Genomic DNA, 16,627 nt, shown 5'->3' on the forward strand with positions numbered 1-16,627 from the left:
GGGTAGGACGCGCCCCAGGCGCCGTTGACGGTCTGGATCTGGGGCCAGCCGTCGGCGGTCCAGCTGATCGGCGCGAGGGCGGGCACCCGGCCGCCGGGGTATGCGTCGATGAAGCTCATGTAGTACCACTGGCCGTTCTGGGTCTGCACGAGACCGCCCTGGTGAGGGACGCCGCCGCCGGAGATGGGGCCGGGCATGTTGAGCAGGACCTGGCGCATCTCGTAGGGGCCGAAGGGCCCGTTTGTGGACTTGAGGACGTACTGACCGTTGGCGGGGCGGGTGAGCCAGATGTAGTAGTTGCCGTTGCGCTTGTAGAAACGGGCGCCTTCGAGGGTGCCGACGCTGGAGGGCGTGGAGAAGACCTGTTGGGCGCGGACCTGCGTCTTGCCGTCGGCGGAGAGCTGGGCGACGCTGATCTGGGTGTTGCCGTAGGCGACGTACATCGTGTCGTTGTCGTCGATGAGCAGCCCGGCGTCGAAGTAGCAGTTGTTGATGGTGGAGATGCGGTTCCAGCCGCTTTCGACGGCGGTGGAGCTGTAGACGTGGGTCCTGGAGAAGTCGATGCAGCCGAGCCAGTAGAAGGTGTTGTTGCTCTTGCGGTAGTTCATGGCCGACGCCCAGACGCCGTCGACGTAGGCGTGGGAGCCGTTGAGGTCGTACTTGGCGCCGAAGTCGAGGCGGGGCAGGGAGTGGCCGGCGAACTCCCAGTTGACGAGGTCGTAGGAGCGCAGGATCGGCGCGCCGGGCGAGTAGTGCATGGTGGAGGCGGAGTAGTAGTAGGCGTCACCGACGCGGAAGATGTCGATGTCGGCGAAGTCCTGCCACAACACCGGATTCGTGAACGACCCCGAGGGCGGCGGCGTGGTCGGCGGGGGCGTCGTCGGCGGCGGTGTGGTCGGCGGGGGCGTGGTCGGCGGCGGAGTGGTCGGGTTGCCCGTGGGGACGGTCCCGGTGCAGGTGACCCCGTTGAGGGCGAAGCTGGTCGGAGCCGGGTTGCTCGACGTCCAGGTGCCGTTGAACCCGAAGTTGACGTTGCCTCCGGTGGGGATGGTGCCGTTGAACGAGGCGTTGGTTACCGTCACCTGGCCGCCCGACTGGCTGACCGTGCCGTTCCACAATTGACTGATCGTCTGCCCCGCCGTGAAGGACCAGGTCAGACGCCAACCGGTGATCGGGTCGCCGAGGTTGTCCACGATGACGTTGGCGCCGAAGCCGCCCTCCCACTGGTTGGTCACCGTGTAGGTGACCTTGCAACCGACGGCGGCCTGGGCGGAGACGGCCGTGGTGGCCCCGGCGGCGCTGACGGCGAGGGCCGTCGTCGCGGCGAGCCAGAGCCGAAGACGTGAGCGTTTCACTGCCGTTGACCTCCTCTGTGAGGTACTGGAGCTGCTGATCGGTGGCGCGTGTGGCGGGGTGTGCCCGGGTGCGCGGGACGGCGGAGGTCGGGACGGCCCGACTGGCCCCGCAGCCGCCGGGACAGGGGCGGCGGGTGGAACCGGCCGGGTGATCGCCCGAGGGACGCGTCGCGGGCTCGTGGAATCGCTCGGCAGGTCACCGCGCCTGTCGGCGTCAGCTCCGAGGACTGGCCGACAGCGGCTCCCGTCGCCGGTCGGCATCGCGTGGCGGTGCCGTAGCGCTCGGCGGATGGGCCCGGACACCTGCCGTTGCGCTGCTCGTGACCCCGGCAGCCGGTTCCTGATCGAGGCCCGGCCGGCCGGAGCACGCCCTTCGCTCCTTGAGGGGAGACTAACGTGTTACCGTTCACACAGACAAGCCATCGATTCGAAACGATGCCCGTCGCGTAGTCGTCGCCAGCGACGCGGGACTGCTCGGCTCAGGCGAGCAGCGCGAGCAGGTTGATCAGCTTGCCGCTGTTCACTGGACGGTTGAGGGGCATTCGCGCTAGTGGTGGCCCATGCACGTCTCGACCTCAGGTGTCGCGCAGTGAGGAGACCCTGTTGGCAGCAGCGGCGATCACGTTGTTGCCACCGACGTACGGCCTGGACGTCCACATGGTTCCGGAGTACCCGGCCCCGTCGAAGAGCTCCCAGGTGTGTCCACTGCGATTCCAGATGCTTTCGATGTTGTTGTTCATCCCGACCGGACCCGAGCTGTCCCCAAGGTTGCCGTCACCGGTCGAGAACCACGCAATGGTGCCCGACCCATTCGGACCGGTGAACACGCACATCTTGAAGTCCGGGCAACGGTTGTATCCGGTTGCAGCGGACGCGGGTGACGCCGCAGCAACGACCATCGCTGCCGTGATCGATGCGCAGGCGAGCAGACTCTTGATTCGCATGGGGGTCCATCTTGGGCGATGGGTGGGCCTGGAAGCAAGAAGAGGAGCCGCCGCGTATCGAGTCCTCCCCAAGCTGATCTCGCAACTTCGGGTAGGTGTGGCGCGCGCGGGGTCGATGAGGACGAGGCTCTAGGTAGGGGACCGCCTCGTCGTCGGGGGTAGGCTCGGCGACGAGCACTCGGTGGACGTCATCTCAGGAGGCGAGCCCGATCGCCAGGGCGACGATGCCCAGAAGCGGGGGAACGAGCTGCTTGAGGGCCGCGCCGGCCTTCGCGGGGCTCGAGAGCAGGAGGACCAGGCCGGCGGCGACCATCGAGCCGGCACCGACGAAGACCAGAGTCGCGCCGACGGTCCGCGAGCCGGACGCGAAGAGGACGATGCCGATCGCGATGGCGATCGCCAGGAACAGGTTGTAGAAACCCTGGTTGAAGGCGAGCGCCTTCGTCCTCTCCGCATCCGCCGGGCTGGCGATGCCGAAAACCGCGCGGGCGCGGGCACCCGTCCAGGCGATCGACTCGAGGTAGAAGATGTAGACGTGGATGAGGCCGGCGATGCCAGCCAGCACGAGTCCCGCGATGACCACGATGACGCTTCCTCCGATCGAGCCCCGCCGCACGGCCGGGACCGGCCGTCGTCGCTGGTACGGCCATTGTCCCCCGGTGTCCGGCCGAGAAAGAAACCGGCCCCGCGCCGGGGCCTCAGGGGCGGTCGTCGGACGGTCGGTGGACGGGCACGGACGCGATCACCCGGGACCGGACGTCGCCGGCCGCGCCGGTGGACAGCCGGATGAGGGTCGGATCGCAGTCCGCGCCCCCGTCGCATGGCCCGGGTGGTGACACGATCAGGTGCAGCCGGGGCACCAGCAGCGAACTGACGCTGTCATGGTCGCGGACCGCATCGGCGGCGGCCGGCTCGGCCGCGTGGCCGATCAGCCCGGCGGTCAGCCAGCCCATGGACCGATAGCGGTCGAGGTGCCGGGCGAACCAGCGCGCCTGGGCGTCGCCGACCAGGCCGTAGTGGTCGTCCGGTCGATGGCTCTCCGCCATCGTGGAGTTGATGCCGGCGACCACCAGACTGAGGTCGGGCATCTCGAAGACGCTCCACGGCCGATGCCGATCGAATGTGGGCCCGTCCACCCCGTCGTACAGTTCGGCGAAGAACCGGAAGTAGTGCCGCCACTTGTCCCAGTACGGCGGCTGCGGCGTCACCTCGTCCGCCTCGCAACTGGCGAAGTACGCGCGGCAGGCCGCGTGGTTGACGTCGCGCGGGCCGGGCACCACCGCGATGCGCCGCACGTCCAGATCGAGGACGCCGCGGAGCCGGGTCAGGAACGTCAGCGCCTCGTCGAACTCGCGGATGCCGCCGGCCGCGGTCAAGTTGCCGCTGATCAGCAGCGCGTCCGGCCGGGCACCGCCGGCGGCTAGCAACCGCTCCACGCCGGCGCTGAGGGCCTCGAGCAGCTCCTTGGCCGGCTGGTGCGGGACGGACCCGCCCGACGGCTGGCGGGCGAACCGTGGACCGGGCAGGTGCAGCAGGGTCACCTCGGCGTTGGCGGCACGTGCTGCGGATCGTTGCGGCGGGTACGCCGGCGGGTGCCGCATCCGTAGCCGGGGATGGTGCGCGGCGGCCTGCGGCGGTGGCTGACCGGCCGGCAGTTCGTCGTCCCGGCGCGCGGCGGTGGGGCCGGCGGGGAACCCTGGCCCCACCGTGGGCTTCGCCCGACCGCGCATCGCCTCGCCGACGCGGCGCAGCAGCCGCTGCCGGGCGTCGCGTTCGTCGGCGGCGCCGACCAGGTCGACGTAGGTGATGGTGGCCAGCAGCCCGTCCGGGTCGAAATCCTCGATCCGCACGGTGATCAGCCGCCGCTGCGGGTCGTCCGGAGAGCTGCGGAACGCCGCCTGCCACTCCAGCCGGCCGTACCGGGAGCGGAGATAGTTGTTCGACAGCACCGCGATGACGGCCGCAGACTGTCGGATCGCCCGGTCCATGAAGTCGATGAAGTTCGTTCCCGGCACGAAATCCCAGGCCTGCAGAACCGTCCGGTAGCCTGCGAGTTCCAGCTCCCACGCGATCCAGGTCGCCCATCGCTCGTCCGCCGGGGAATAGCTGATCAGGAAGTGAGCCGCGTCGGCGGGGCGTCCGAACTGGGCGGTCATGTGGCAAGTCTGCCTGGCACCCGGCCGTCACGTGAACGCCAATCCGTATTGACATCGGTGAGCGGCGCTCGAGTGGTGAAGCGGCCCGGACCGCGGCCGTCGCGCCGGGCGGGCCCCGCCGCTCCGCCGTCGTCTCACCACGGGCGGCGGGCGCTGGCGACGAGCGATCCGCCCAGCCCCGGGAACAGCCGGGCCAGCAGCCGGGACTGAAGCCACCGGCCCCGCCCGACCTGGACGCCGACGTAGTTCGACCGGATCGACACGTCGACGAAGCCGGCGGCCCGCAGCATCCGGCGCAGCATCTGCGCGGTGAACGGGCGGATGTGCAGGTGCAGGTACCGGTGCATCGGGTCGACCTGGCGCGGCGATCGGCCGAGGAGGAACCGGATCCGGTCCTGGAGCGTGGCCAGGTTCGGCGTGCTCAGGACCAGCGCGCCACCGGGCCGCAGCACCCGGGCGATCTCGGCCAGCAGGGCCCCCGGGTGGTACAGGTGCTCGATCAGCTCGGCCGCGACGACACCGGCCACCGACTGGTCCGCCAGCGGCAGCGGCCGGGTGACGTCCAACCGCACCGGGCGGTGCCGCCCGGCCGTCAGCTCCGTCAGGGCCGGCCAGGACAGGTCGGCCACCACGGTCGGTCGGCGCAGCCCGGGCAGGCTGTCGAAGATGCTGCGCGCCCCGGCCCCCAGCTCCAGCAGCGCCCCGGCCGGGCCACCGGGCCCGTCGCCGGCGTCGAGGTCGTCGACGGCGTCCAGCAGTGCCGCGCCGATGAGGCGTCGGCGCACCGCGTGGTACGGGTCGTCGACGTACGCGAGGGTCGCCCGGCCGTCGCCGTAGCACCGGCTGTTCGCCTCCCGCGCTGCCGCCGCCGCGCCGCCGCCGGTCACGGCCGGCCGGCCGGCACCAACCGGTCGGCGGTGCCCTTCGCCAGCCGATCGCGCGCGGCCCGGGCCAGCGACGTCGTCTCGGCGCGACTGTGCAGCCGCCGGGTCAGCCGGTGCGCGGGCGTGTCCAGGGCACCGAGGGTGAGGTCCGGCTTCTCCGGATGATGCAGGCCGAGCACGACGGTGGCGGCCGGTGCCCCACCCACGACGGTCGACGCGTGGAACGCCCCGGCCGCCAACTCGTACGCGGTGCCGGCCGCCCAGTGCTCCGGCGCGCCGGCCGTGGCGTCCACGGTGAGCGCGGTCGGCACGAGCCGGTCACCGGCGGCCGTGGTGCGGGTGTCGAACACCCGGTACGTGCTGCCGGGCACCACCGTCAGGTGCTGGTTGCCCACGTAGCCGTAGAGGACGTGGCTGAGCAGGTCCCAGCTGTGGCAGTGGAACGGCGACACGGACAGCCGCACGGGCGTGCGACGCTCGCCGAACAGGTGCACGCAGACTCCCCGCCGGCCGTCGCGCAGCACCGGAAGGCAGGTGAAGCCCAGGGGGTGACGCACCGCGGACAGCGTCGACTCGCCGTTGGCGAGGGGATCCAGCCAGGTTGTCCGGACCAGCTCGGCGACCCCGTCGGATGACCCGGCACGGATCGCCCGCTCCAGCATCGCGTAGATCATGACAGTTGTCTCCTGAGGATGAAGGGAACGTGCTCCTGAGAATGGGAGAAACGTGATTCACGTCCGGGCGCGCCGAGGCTGCGGTGGCCGGCCGGGTGGCTCAGTCCCGTAGGGGCGCGCCGGCCGGTACCCGTCCCACGTCGGCCAGGTACGGGTCGAGCTCGCCGATGTCGAACCGGCACATGCCGGCAACGTGCCAGAAGTCGGCTGCGACCTCGCCGGCCGACTTGTGCCGCCCGTTCGGGGTGAACGCCGCCCAGGACCGCTCGGACAGGCCCAGCAGCGTGCAGCGGTGGGTGGCCGTGCCATCCGGCGCCAGTTGCCACAGCCGGACGGTGCCGTCGGTGCTGCCGCTGGCCAGCAGGTCACCGCCCGGGCTGAACGCCACCGACCAGATCCGGCGGGTGTGCCCCGTCAGCTCCTGCACCCGCTGGCCGGTCTGCGCATCCCAGATGTCGATGACCTCCTCGTCGCCCGCGGTGGCGAGGAACCGGCCGCCGGGATGGAAGGCCACCGTCCACAGCTTGCGCCGCTCGGGCCTGAGCACCCGCAGCACGGCCTGCTCCTGCGGATCCCACAGCACCGCCGTGCCGTCGACGCTCGCCGAGGCGAGCAGCCGACCGTCCGGCCGGTACGCCAGGCACAGGATGCGTCCGCTGTGCGCCTTCGGCAGCACCCGCACCTCGTCGGCGGCCAGGTCGTGCAGGCGGACCAGCTCGTCGTCCGAGCCGGTGGCCAGCGTCGTGCCGTCGGGGGAGTAGGCCAGGGCCCGGACCCGGCCCCGGAAGCCGCGCAGCCACCCGACGGTACGCCCGGTCGTGCGGATCAGCAGCTGCACCGTGTGGTCGTCGTTGGCGACCGCGATGCGGTCCCCGGCCGGGTCGAACACCATGGCCCAGACCGCGTCGCTGGACACCTCCAACTGCCGGCCCTCCACCCCGGCCGCGGCGTCCCACAGGTACACCCGCCCGTCGTTGCTGGCCGTGGCCAGCAGGTGGGGCTCCGCGCCGAAGGCCACGGAGACCAGGCGGTCCATCCGGTTGGACTCCAGCACCTGCCGGCACTCCCCGGCGATCGGGTCCCACAACCGGACCAGGCCGTCGTTGCTGCTGGTGGCCAGCATCGAGCCGTCCCGGTTGAAGGCGACCGCCCGCATCTGCCGGCCGTGACCGCGCAGCACCGCGGCCGATTCTCCGCTGCGGGTGCTCCACACCTTCGTGGTGAAGTCGTTGCTGCTGCTGACCAGCCGATCACCGTCCGGGCGGAAGGTGATCGGCCACACCGACGCGTAGTGGCGGTCCAGCTCGTGGCGTACCTCGCAGGTGGCGTCGTCCCAGATCCTGACCCATCCGTCGCTGTCGCCGGTGGCGAACATCGTGCCGCGCGGGCTGAAGGCGACCCGGTAGACGGCCCCGCTGTGCCGGCCCAGCTCCCGGCCGACCGGCGGGCCGCCCCCCTCCGGCAGGTCCCAGCGCCGCACCGAGCCGGTGACGTCGGCGCTGACGATGTGCCGGCCGGACGGGTGGAAGTCGAAGGTGTAGATCGGGCCGGTGTGGCCCGTCAGGCGGTGCAGCAGCCGACCCGTCCTCGGGTCCCACAGCCGCAGGGCCCCGTCCTCCGCGCCCCCGGCCAGGTAGGTGCCGGTCGGGTCGTGCCGCAGCCAGTACGTCAGCTTGTCCTCCGCCTCGGCGCGCTGGCGCAGCCGGCCGGTACGCAGGTCCCACAGCCGCACGACGCCGCCGTCGTCGCCGGTGGCCAGTGTCGAGCCGTCCGGGTTGAACGTGGCCGTCCACACCGGTGCCCGGTGCCCCGGCAGCTCCCAGCGCAGCCGCCCGGTCCCGACCTCCCAGACCCGGACCACGCCGTCCTTGTCGCCGGTCGCCAGCAGCGTGCCGCTGCTGTCGAACAGCAGCGGCCACACCCACTCGCGGTGTCGGGACAGCACGTGCCGGCACTCGCCGGTCGTCGCGTCCCAGAGGCGTACGAGGCCGTCCTGGGCGCCGGTGGCCAGCAGCGGCTCGGTGGGGCTGAAGTTCACCGAGTACGTCCGCCACTCGTGTCCGGTCAGCGTACGCAACGGTCGATTGTCCCGGGCGTCGCAGATCAGTACCGAGCCGTCCTCGCAGCCGATCGCCAGCAACGCGCCCTCGGCGTCGTACCCGACCGGGCGCGGCAGCCGGCCCTCCTCGAAGCCGAACAGGACGCCCAGCGCGACGGGCCGGACCGCCGTGGTCAGTGGGCTGCCGGGCAGCACCACCGCGCCGCAGCGCCGCAGCCCGTCGAGCGCCGCCGGGTCGGCGGTCGCCGACACCACCGCCGCACGTCGCCACCGCACGTCGGTGAGCACCGCGTCGGTCAGGTTGGTGGTGAGGATCCGCGCGTCGGTCAGGTCGGCCCCGGTCAGGTCGGCCCCGGTCAGGTCGCTGCCCACGATCCGGGCGCCGGTCAGGTTCGCCTCGCGCAGGTCGGCCCCGGACAGGTCGCTGTCCTCGATGGCGACGCCGGCCAGCCGCGCCCCGCGCAGGGTGGCGCCGGTGAGGGCCATGTCCGCCAGCCGGGCCCCGGTCAGGTCCGCGTCGGTGAGGTCCGCCGCCGGCCACGACCGTGCGGTCAGGTGCAGCCCACTGAGCAGGGCCGAGCGCAGGTTGAGCCCGGGGGAGGTGCTGAACCGGGCGATGATCCGTCCCGCGTTCATCCGGGCGGCCGGGGTGGCGTCGGGGTCGTTGAGCACCTGGTCCGCCCAGCGCCGGCAGGCCGACGGCTCGGCCAGGTCGCACAGGAAGTCGATGGTGAGCTGGGACAGCGGGTGGGCGTGCAACCGGCCGGTGTGCTCGCGGTCGGTGGCAGCGAGGTCGTCGGCCAGGTGCCGGGCCACCAGCCACTCGGTGACGGATTCGTGGATGAAGCTGAAGACGCCGTCGTCGGTGCGGATGAGCAGGCTGCCGGCGCCGATGGCGTGGGTGATCTGCTCGGCGGACAGGTGCCGGCCGGCCAGGTCGGTCAGGGTGCCGGCCAGGTCCTCGATCTCCTCGACCCGCATCAGCGCCTCACCGCGCTCCCACAGCCGTAGCGCCAGCGCGGTGACCGCCGCGAACAGGTCCCCGGCGGCCAGGCCGAGCGGCACGCCGCGAATGTCCTGCGTCCGGTCGCCCTCGTAGCCGAGCCAGGCGTCGATGATCTCCGCGTACAGGCGGGCGGGGCTGATCGTGCGGCTCGCCGCCGACACCGCGCGCAGCCGGTCGGTGGGCAGGTCGGCGATGAAGCTGAGCATCCGGGGATTGGTCGCCAGCGGCATCAGCCCGGGAATGCTCGCCAGCAGCTCCAGCCGCCGGTCGACCTCCTCGACCTGCCCGCCGAACCGCTGGATCAGCAGGGCGCGGATCTGCTCGGCGGACAGGTGCGACAGGCTGAGCACGCGCCGCTGCGGCAGGCTGCCGAGCTGCGCCTCCATCGCGGTGGCGACCTGCGAGTGCGCGGCGAAGTGCTGGGTCCGGCTGGCCACAATGATCTTGGCATGGCCGCGGGCGGCCGCCAGCAACGTGCCGAGATGGTCCGCCGCCCGGGCGTAGGTCGCCCGGGCCACCAACTCGTCGAAGCCGTCGAAGATCAGCACGATCCGGCCGTGGTCCAGCATGTACCGGAAGGCGGGCAGGTCGATCTTGTCGTGACCGTGGTTCGCCAGGTGCGCCGCCACGTGCCCTTCCAGCGTGTTGGCCTTGTCCGAGGCCCGCAGGTCGATCAGGATCGGCAGCACGTGCGGCAGTTCCGCGGTGATGCGCCGGGTCAGTTCCCGCAGCGCGAAGGTCTTGCCGCGCCCGAAGTCGCCCAGCAGCAGGACGAACCGGCCCTCGTCGCCGTCGACCAGCTCCAGCAGCTCCGCGACGAGGTCGTCGCGGGTCTCCTCGCCGTCGGCGCGCGGGCGGGCGGCGGCGTGGGTCTTGTCGACGAACCGCTGCGGGACGTAACCCTGCGCGGGATAGCGGGGGTCGGCCAGCAGCGCCTCGGACTGGGCCCGCAGGTAGCCGGTGAGGTCGAGCAGCCCCTGGAACTGCAGGAAGCTGCGCAGCCGCACCTTGCGTCGGCGGGCGTAGTCGCGCAGCGCTCTCGCCGGCTCGTCGCCCTGGTAGACCAGTTCCGACTCGACGTCGGGGTCGGCGCCGTGCACCTGCTCCAGGAAGGCGTCCACGTCGTGTTCGCCGACCGTACGCACGCAGGCGCCGACGCGTAGCTGCCGTGCCCGCCCGCCGTCGGCATAGGTCACCCGCAGGTACGGGACGGCGCCCTTGATCCGGTGCACCACCGCACCCGGATGCCGGGCCAGGCACACGTCGGCGATCTGGTCCAGCAGCAGGCGCCGGGAGTCGAGCTGCTCCCAGTCCGAACCGGCCGGCCTCCAGCCGTCCCCGGAACGCGCCACGACCCGGTGGGCCGACGACACCGGGAACGTGTTGTCCGCCCCCCGCCAGGTCAGCGTCACCGGCGACGACCACCGGGGCGGGTCGACCATGTCGCCGGCCTCGCCCACCCAGCGGGCCTGTTCCCGATCGAATCGGCGGCTGAGCCGGACCAGGCCGTCCTCGGTCAGTCGCAAGAGCTGGTAGCGGCTGGCCGCGTCCGGGCCCGGGGTGGGGCCGAGCCCGAAGGCCGGCAACCCACCGGCCAGCCGGCTGCCGGCCGGGGACTTCTCATCGCCGTTGCCGTGCAGCAGCAGGTTCAGCCGGTGGCCCAGGGGCCCGTCGAACAGGTCGGCGTCGGCGAGCCGCTCTTGTTCCGGCCCGGCGCCTCCGTGTGGATCATGGTGCACCACGCCGATGCGCAGCCAGCCCCGCTCCTCGTACGTGGCCAGCGACTCGGCCAGGTGCCGCGCCTGCTCCGCGCCGATCCGCCCCGGCCGGGGCCCGCTGCCGGGGGCGGCGGGCTCGGCGTCGATCGTGGAGTTGAGCCCGGCCACCACCACCCGAAGGTCGGGCAGCTCGAACAGGCTCCACGGGTGTTCCCTCTGCATCCTGGCCTGTTGGCGGTCCTCCGGCCAGGCGTCGAACAGGGTGGCGAAGTGGCGCCAGTTGTGCCAGTAGGGCTTGACCGGCGCCACGTCGTCGGCCTCGCACTGCGCCAGGTACGCCCGGGCCGCCGCCTCGTTGACGTCCCGCTCGCCCGGCACGATCGCGATCCGGCCGAAGCCGACACCGAGGTGCTCGGCGAGCCCCTCCAGGAACGCCTTCACCAGGTCGAATTCCCGTGGCCGGCCGGTGACCGCCAGGTCGCCGCTGACCACGACCAGGTCGGGCCGGGCGCCCGCGAGGCTGCGCGACAGCAGGTCGAGGTCCGTGCACAGTGCCTGGAGAACCTGCTCGTGGGTGCCCGCCGGCACCGGCGAGCCGAAGGCCTGCCCCGGCGCGAAGCGCAGGTTGGACAGGTGGAGAACGGTGATCGAGGTGTCGGCGGTGAGCTGGTCGAAGGTGACCCCGAGCGCCATCGCCAGCAGGTGCAGCTCCTCGACGTCGATCCCCCGCAGGCCCGCCTCGATCTTGGCGATCGTGCTGCGGGACAGCGACGGCATGCCGAGTTCCTCGCACTGCTCGGCGAGCCGGCGGGCGGACCAGCCGCGTTCGTCGCGTAGGCGGCGGATGCGGGCAGCGATGATCTTCGTCAGTTCAGGCCTGGTCATGGCACCGACACCTCCTCCGAGGGCTCCCTCCACTGTACGGCGTACTGCTCCATGGGGGAGCAGTCACGCGGCTGGTTTCTGCGGGATACCCTCGGATGGGTGACGGCCGGCGACGCTGGAAAGTGGAGGAATACGCGAAGCGAAGCTCGCGGTCACGTTGTGCGACGGTCGCGACCGTCGTAGCCTTGGACGTGTTGCTCCCCCACAGAACAACCTCCGATTCCCCCGGGAGGGGGCACAGTGAGCGCTCCGGCGACCAACAACAACGATCGGACACCGCGCGGTCGGAGCGCCGCCGGGCGCGGGAAGCCGAACCCCTACGACGGCAAGCCCCCCAGGAACGAGCTGGAGTTCCGCGACCATCACCTACGCCGGGCGACCGACGACGAGACGACGAACCAGCTGTACATCCGGCTGCGCTGGCACCAGGCGCTGATGTTCGTCGTCTATGCCGGCGCGGCCCTGCTGCCGATCGTCGTGGTCATCTCGATGGCCAAGTGGGCCGGCCTGTCAGCCGAGCAGATAATGCAACTCGCCCTCGTCGCCAGCGGTGGCGCCGGGGCCGGAGCCGCCGCCGGCTGGCTGATCCGGCGGCGCGGCGGTGGGACACCCGCCGACGGCCAGGCACCCTGACCCGGCGCGACCGCCCGACCCGGCCCCACCGCCGGGCCGCGGCTTTCGAACCCGCGTCGGCTCAGTCCGCCGAGGATCGGCCGCCGCGGGAGGCGAACCGGCTCAGTAGCGGCACGACGACGACACCGCCGGCGGACGCGACGAGCGCCGTGACCACGCACATCGTCACGAACGAGCCCTCGGCCCAGGTGCGGCTGCCCCAAACCCCGACCGCCATCGCGATCGAGGCGACCATGCTGATCCCCGCCAGTACGACGACCGGCCGCGCGCGGCTGACGCTGCGTTGTGCCACACGACGACAATACGCCCGTCAACGCCCGCCAATCCATCGCGCTCGGACGGTCCGCTCGGCGCCTGGGCCTGGTTCCGGTTGGCGACCGGGGGCGGCGCGGGTCGCGGCGGCTGGCCGGCGTCGCGCAGGGCTGGGACTGTAGGAACGGCTTCGTGCCCGGCGGGATTTGATCCCGCCAGGCCGGGTTGCGGGTGACCGTCAGGGAAGAACGAGGCCGATTCTCGCCAGGATCATGGCCTCGACCAGCGGGAGGACCCCAGCGACGGCTAGCAGCGCCGGCAGGCGGCGGGGTCGTGGCATGCTCCTCTCCCTGACCGGTCGGCACCGGGGTCGCTCCACACCGAGCTCTCTCGCGATCGGCCGCATCCCCGGGGCTGTTCGGCCGAATCGGCACCGACCCCGGCCGGGGGGGGCGGTGTCCGCTATCCGGTATCCGGCCGGTGGCGGAGGGCGGAGGGCGGCTCGCCGCGATGCGGGCGGTGGCTCACAATGGAGGGCCGGCCACGTGGCCGTGCGGCGGGGGAGGCGTAGTTGAGTCAGGCGAGCGAGCCGAGCCCGGGCCGACCGGCCACGGCGGAGACCACACCGCCGCGCGCCACGCGGGCCCGGCAGATCCGACTGGTGGGGCTGACGGTCACGCTGGCCGTCCTGGCGGCGGCCCTGATCCCGATCGTGCTCGCGTTCGGCCCACCGACCCGGGACGAGTTGCTGGAGCGGGCCGGCCTCAAGGGCCGCCAGCAACTCCTCATCGGGGTGAAGGACGACCAGCCCGGCGTCTCCCAGCGGTTCCCGAACAACGTCTGGAAGGGCTTCGACGTCGAGATCGCCTACATGATCGCCGGCTATCTCGGATTCGACCGGTCCCAGGTGCGGTTCCTGCCGATCGAGAGCGAGGACCGGGCCCGCCGTCAGGCCCGCGACGGCGACGGGTTCGTCACCGTCGACCTGGTGATCGCCTCGTACAGCATCACCAAGCAACGGGAGGAGGAGGGCGCGGTCTTCTCCGCCCCGTACCTCTACACCGAGCAGTCGGTGATCACGCTGGACAGCGTGGGGGAGCGGGAGCAGGTGAGCAGCCTGGAGGATCTGAGCGGCCGGACCGTCTGCACGCTCACCACCTCGACCTCCGCCCAGCGCCTGCGCGAGGCCGGCGCGGTGCCGATCGGCCGCAACAGGATCAGCGACTGTGTGCAGATGCTCTACGACGGAAAGGCGTACGCGGTCACCACCGACGCGGCGATCCTCGCCGGCTTCGTCACCGGCGACCGGCCGGACGACGACGGTCAGCGCTTCCCGGTCGACCGGCGTGACGTCAAGCCGCTGCGACACTGGGACATCGGCTCGTCCGCACAGGAGCAGTGGGGCGTCAACACCGGTCCCAACGAGGCGCTGCGCGACCTGGTCGACCTCGCGCTCTACGACTCGGCCAAGGACGAGGAGAACTCGACCTGGGAGAACGCGTACGACGCCAACCTCCGTTGGCAGCAGCGGTACAACCTCCCGCAGTCGGTCGCGGAACAGCGGCAACCCGAGCCGAGGAAAGTGGAGGTACGGCAGTGGCCTTGGGAGAGGATCGCGCTACCGGCCCCGGCGCACCCCGGATCACCACCGGCCCGGCCAAGGCCGGCCGGCCGCGCCGGATGGCGGGGGCACGGCAGGCGCAGCAGTGGCTGCTGACCCTCCTGCCCGCGTTCCCCGTCCTGCTCCTGGTGCTGCGGCTGTGGCAGCTCAGCCGGCAGGACATGTCCACCATGCTGCTGCTGGTGCAGTACGTCAGCCCGCTCGGCCTGCTCAGCGCCCTACTGATCGCCCTGGTCTGGGCGTTCCCCCTGGGGGTGCTCACGTTCGGCGTGCTCGGCCGGCTGCTGCGGCTCAGCGCCCCTGAGCGCTTCGACCCGGAACGGTCGCTGTTGGCCTCCTGGACGGCGCGCACTCCGGGCTGGGTGCTCAGCGCCGCGGTCGCGCTGGGGGCGCTCACCTGGCAGCTCCGCTTCCTGCCGACGCTGCTGATGCTCGGACTGTGGCTGCTCGCGCTGCGCACCCGCTACCTGCACCCGGACCAGCCGACCCGGATCCTGGTGTTCGCTGTGGCGCTGCCGCTGGCGGCGGCGGTGCTGGCGTACAGCGTGCTGTTCGCGGCGATCGTGGCGGCGGTCTGGGAAGGCGAGCTGACCACGGCCGCGCTGCTGGCGGTGCCGCCCGCCGCCGCCGTGCTGCTCACCGGCCCGATCCCCGGCTGGAGCGCCCCGGTGCTGACCCACGGCCTGGCGTACACGGTCGCCGCCGTGCTCCCGCTGGTGATGGGGGCGGTCTTCCTCCGGGTGCCGGTGCTGCCCACCGCCGCGGTCGAGTTGGCCCCGCAGGGCGCGGTCGCCGCCAGCCCAGGCGGCGGGGCCGTGCCGGCGCCGGCCGACCGGGCGGAGCCGGTGGTCGTCCTCGGCGCGCTCATCACGGTCACCGACACGTCGACGATCGTGCTGGACCGGGCCGCCGGGGTGCGTTTCCTGCCGAACGGCCGGGTCCGGTCGCAGGTCCTCTGCCCCGAGGCGGCACGGGTGCCGTACAGCGTGGTGACGGTGCACGGCTGGCCGGTGGAGGAGACCGTCTTGGACTGGATGATGCCCCGGCGACCGGTCGCCGACCCGGACGTACGCTGCGACGGCCGGCTCCCCGCCGCCCGGTGACTCCGGCACGCCGCCGCCCGGCCCACTACCAGCACGGACGTCGTGCTTTACCGGTCGCGGCCGTCGACTTGCATAGGCGCTGTCACTGGCCCGGGCGAGCGCTTGCTCAACGGATCGTCGACGAGGGTGTGGCGGTGTGGATCCCGGCGAAGCCGCTGCGTCGCTGGCCTGTCGAATTTGTCGACGACCGGATATATTGACGCCACTCGCTGAGCGATTTGGAGGTGTTTGCCGTGAGGGTCCGGTCGATGGTGGCGGCAGCGGTCGTGGCGGGTCTCGCGGCGGCCGGCGCCGGCGCCGCAGCTCTCGCCGATCCGGCGTCGCCCGCCGGCCCCCGCCCAGCGGCCGGTGCCGCCCTGGCCGTCGGTGACTTCGACTTCAACCGCCCCCAGGTCGCCGCCAGTAACCTGACGGTGCCCTGGGGAATGGACTTCCTGCCCGACGGCAGTGCCCTGGTGACGCTGCGCAACTCCGCCCAGGTGCTCCGGGTCCGGCCCGGGCAGCCCCCCGAGCCGGTGGCCCAGATCTCCGGCGTGACCCCGGTCGGCGAGGGCGGTCTGCTCGGCCTCGCCGTCTCCCCGACCTACGCCCAGGACGGCTACGTCTACGTCTACCTCACCACCGCCACGGACAACCGGATCGTCCGGTTCCGGCTCACCGCCCCGCAGACCCAGACGCCGGTCCTCACCGGCCTGGCCCGGGCCAGCACCCACGACGGCGGACGCATCGCCTTCGGACCGGACGGCCTGCTCTACGCCGGCGTCGGCGACGCGGGGCAGACCGCCAACGCGCAGAACCTGCAGAGCCGCAACGGCAAGATCCTGCGGATGCGGCCGGACGGGTCGGTCCCGGCGGACAACCCGTTCTCCGGGTCACTCGTCTACAGTCTCGGCCACCGCAACGTGCAGGGCCTGGCCTGGGACGCCCAGGGCAGGCTGTACGCCACCGAGTTCGGGCAGAACACCTGGGACGAGGTCAACCTCATCGTCGCCGGCGGCAACTACGGCTGGCCGACGGTGGAGGGCCGGGGCAACGACCCCCGGTTCCGCGACCCGCTGCTGGTCTGGTCGCCCGCCGAGGCGTCCCCGAGCGGCGCGGCGATCGCCGGCAACCGGCTCTTCGTCGCCGCACTGCGCGGGGCCCGGCTGTGGAACGTGCCGCTTGACGGCGCCGGCGGCGTGGGCACCCCGATCGCGGAGTTGGTCGGCGCGTACGGCCGGCTGCGTACGGTCGAGTACGGCCCGGACGGCTGGCTCTGGGTCACCACCAGCAACCGCGACGGGCGCGGCACGCCGGCGGCGACCGACGACCGCATCCTGCGCTTCCCGCCCCGCGAC

Annotated in this window: 12 protein-coding genes; 4 read left to right on the forward strand and 8 right to left on the reverse strand. The window is 72.3% G+C overall.

All coding sequences use genetic code 11. The features are described from left to right. From E1258_RS18910 to E1258_RS18945, 7 genes are all read right to left on the reverse strand, one after another. Positions 1-1,355 (reverse strand): family 43 glycosylhydrolase (locus E1258_RS18910; RefSeq protein WP_132402973.1); only part of this gene is annotated, 1,355 nt, incomplete at its 3' end. A gap of 575 nt (positions 1,356-1,930) precedes the next feature. Next, the gene (locus E1258_RS18915) at positions 1,931-2,299 is read right to left on the reverse strand and encodes a peptidase inhibitor family I36 protein (protein ID WP_132402976.1); all 369 of its coding nucleotides are present in this window, start codon (positions 2,297-2,299) and stop codon (positions 1,931-1,933) included. Positions 2,300-2,492: 193 nt separating this feature from the next. Next, positions 2,493-2,882 carry a DUF1304 domain-containing protein gene (locus E1258_RS18920; protein WP_132402979.1) on the reverse strand — a complete coding sequence of 130 codons (390 nt, stop codon included), beginning with the start codon at positions 2,880-2,882 and terminating at the stop codon, positions 2,493-2,495. A 115-nt stretch (positions 2,883-2,997) separates the two neighbouring features. Continuing rightward, complete coding sequence (locus E1258_RS18925; protein ID WP_207919621.1) at positions 2,998-4,455, reverse strand: toll/interleukin-1 receptor domain-containing protein; 1,458 nt, start codon at positions 4,453-4,455, stop codon at positions 2,998-3,000. A 134-nt stretch (positions 4,456-4,589) separates the two neighbouring features. Further along, positions 4,590-5,342 (reverse strand): methyltransferase domain-containing protein, encoded by a 753-nt coding sequence (locus E1258_RS18935; protein WP_243715547.1) that lies wholly within the window; start codon positions 5,340-5,342, stop codon positions 4,590-4,592. Beyond that, on the reverse strand, positions 5,339-6,013 hold the full coding sequence (locus E1258_RS18940; protein WP_132402985.1) for a hypothetical protein: 675 nt from the start codon (positions 6,011-6,013) through the stop codon (positions 5,339-5,341). Before E1258_RS18940 ends, E1258_RS18935 begins: the two co-directional genes overlap by 4 nt. A gap of 100 nt (positions 6,014-6,113) precedes the next feature. Then, positions 6,114-11,681, reverse strand: coding sequence for a pentapeptide repeat-containing protein (locus tag E1258_RS18945; protein ID WP_132402988.1), 5,568 nt, complete (start codon positions 11,679-11,681; stop codon positions 6,114-6,116). A 240-nt stretch (positions 11,682-11,921) separates the two neighbouring features. Between E1258_RS18945 and E1258_RS18950 the strand changes: the two genes are divergently transcribed. After that, positions 11,922-12,314 carry a hypothetical protein gene (locus E1258_RS18950; protein WP_132402991.1) on the forward strand — a complete coding sequence of 131 codons (393 nt, stop codon included), beginning with the start codon at positions 11,922-11,924 and terminating at the stop codon, positions 12,312-12,314. A 61-nt stretch (positions 12,315-12,375) separates the two neighbouring features. Here E1258_RS18950 and E1258_RS18955 read toward each other — a convergent pair whose 3' ends face one another. Beyond that, on the reverse strand, positions 12,376-12,606 hold the full coding sequence (locus tag E1258_RS18955) for a hypothetical protein (RefSeq protein ID WP_132402994.1): 231 nt from the start codon (positions 12,604-12,606) through the stop codon (positions 12,376-12,378). A gap of 531 nt (positions 12,607-13,137) precedes the next feature. Between E1258_RS18955 and E1258_RS18960 the strand changes: the two genes are divergently transcribed. The 3 genes from E1258_RS18960 to E1258_RS18970 all read left to right on the forward strand — a co-directional run. Then, positions 13,138-14,283: a transporter substrate-binding domain-containing protein gene (locus E1258_RS18960; RefSeq protein WP_132402997.1), complete on the forward strand. Its 1,146-nt coding sequence runs from the start codon at positions 13,138-13,140 to the stop codon at positions 14,281-14,283. Further along, on the forward strand, positions 14,247-15,290 hold the full coding sequence (locus tag E1258_RS18965) for a hypothetical protein (RefSeq protein ID WP_132403000.1): 1,044 nt from the start codon (positions 14,247-14,249) through the stop codon (positions 15,288-15,290). The genes E1258_RS18960 and E1258_RS18965 overlap by 37 nt, the downstream gene beginning before the upstream one ends. 233 nt (positions 15,291-15,523) lie before the next feature. Then, positions 15,524-16,627 (forward strand): sorbosone dehydrogenase family protein (locus E1258_RS18970; RefSeq protein ID WP_243715548.1); only part of this gene is annotated, 1,104 nt, incomplete at its 3' end.

This window comes from Micromonospora sp. KC207, assembly GCF_004348615.1.
Classification (GTDB): domain Bacteria; phylum Actinomycetota; class Actinomycetes; order Mycobacteriales; family Micromonosporaceae; genus Micromonospora.

What these genes read in the sequence shown, in the direction of transcription:
- E1258_RS18940 (WP_132402985.1), bottom strand. Translation starts at nt 6,013, where the DNA reads ATGATCTACGCGATGCTGGAGCGGGCGATCCGTGCCGGGTCATCCGAC.
- E1258_RS18965 (WP_132403000.1), top strand. Translation starts at nt 14,247, where the DNA reads ATGGCGGGGGCACGGCAGGCGCAGCAGTGGCTGCTGACCCTCCTGCCC.
- E1258_RS18915 (WP_132402976.1), bottom strand. Translation starts at nt 2,299, where the DNA reads ATGCGAATCAAGAGTCTGCTCGCCTGCGCATCGATCACGGCAGCGATG.
- E1258_RS18925 (WP_207919621.1), bottom strand. Translation starts at nt 4,455, where the DNA reads ATGACCGCCCAGTTCGGACGCCCCGCCGACGCGGCTCACTTCCTGATC.
- E1258_RS18945 (WP_132402988.1), bottom strand. Translation starts at nt 11,681, where the DNA reads ATGACCAGGCCTGAACTGACGAAGATCATCGCTGCCCGCATCCGCCGC.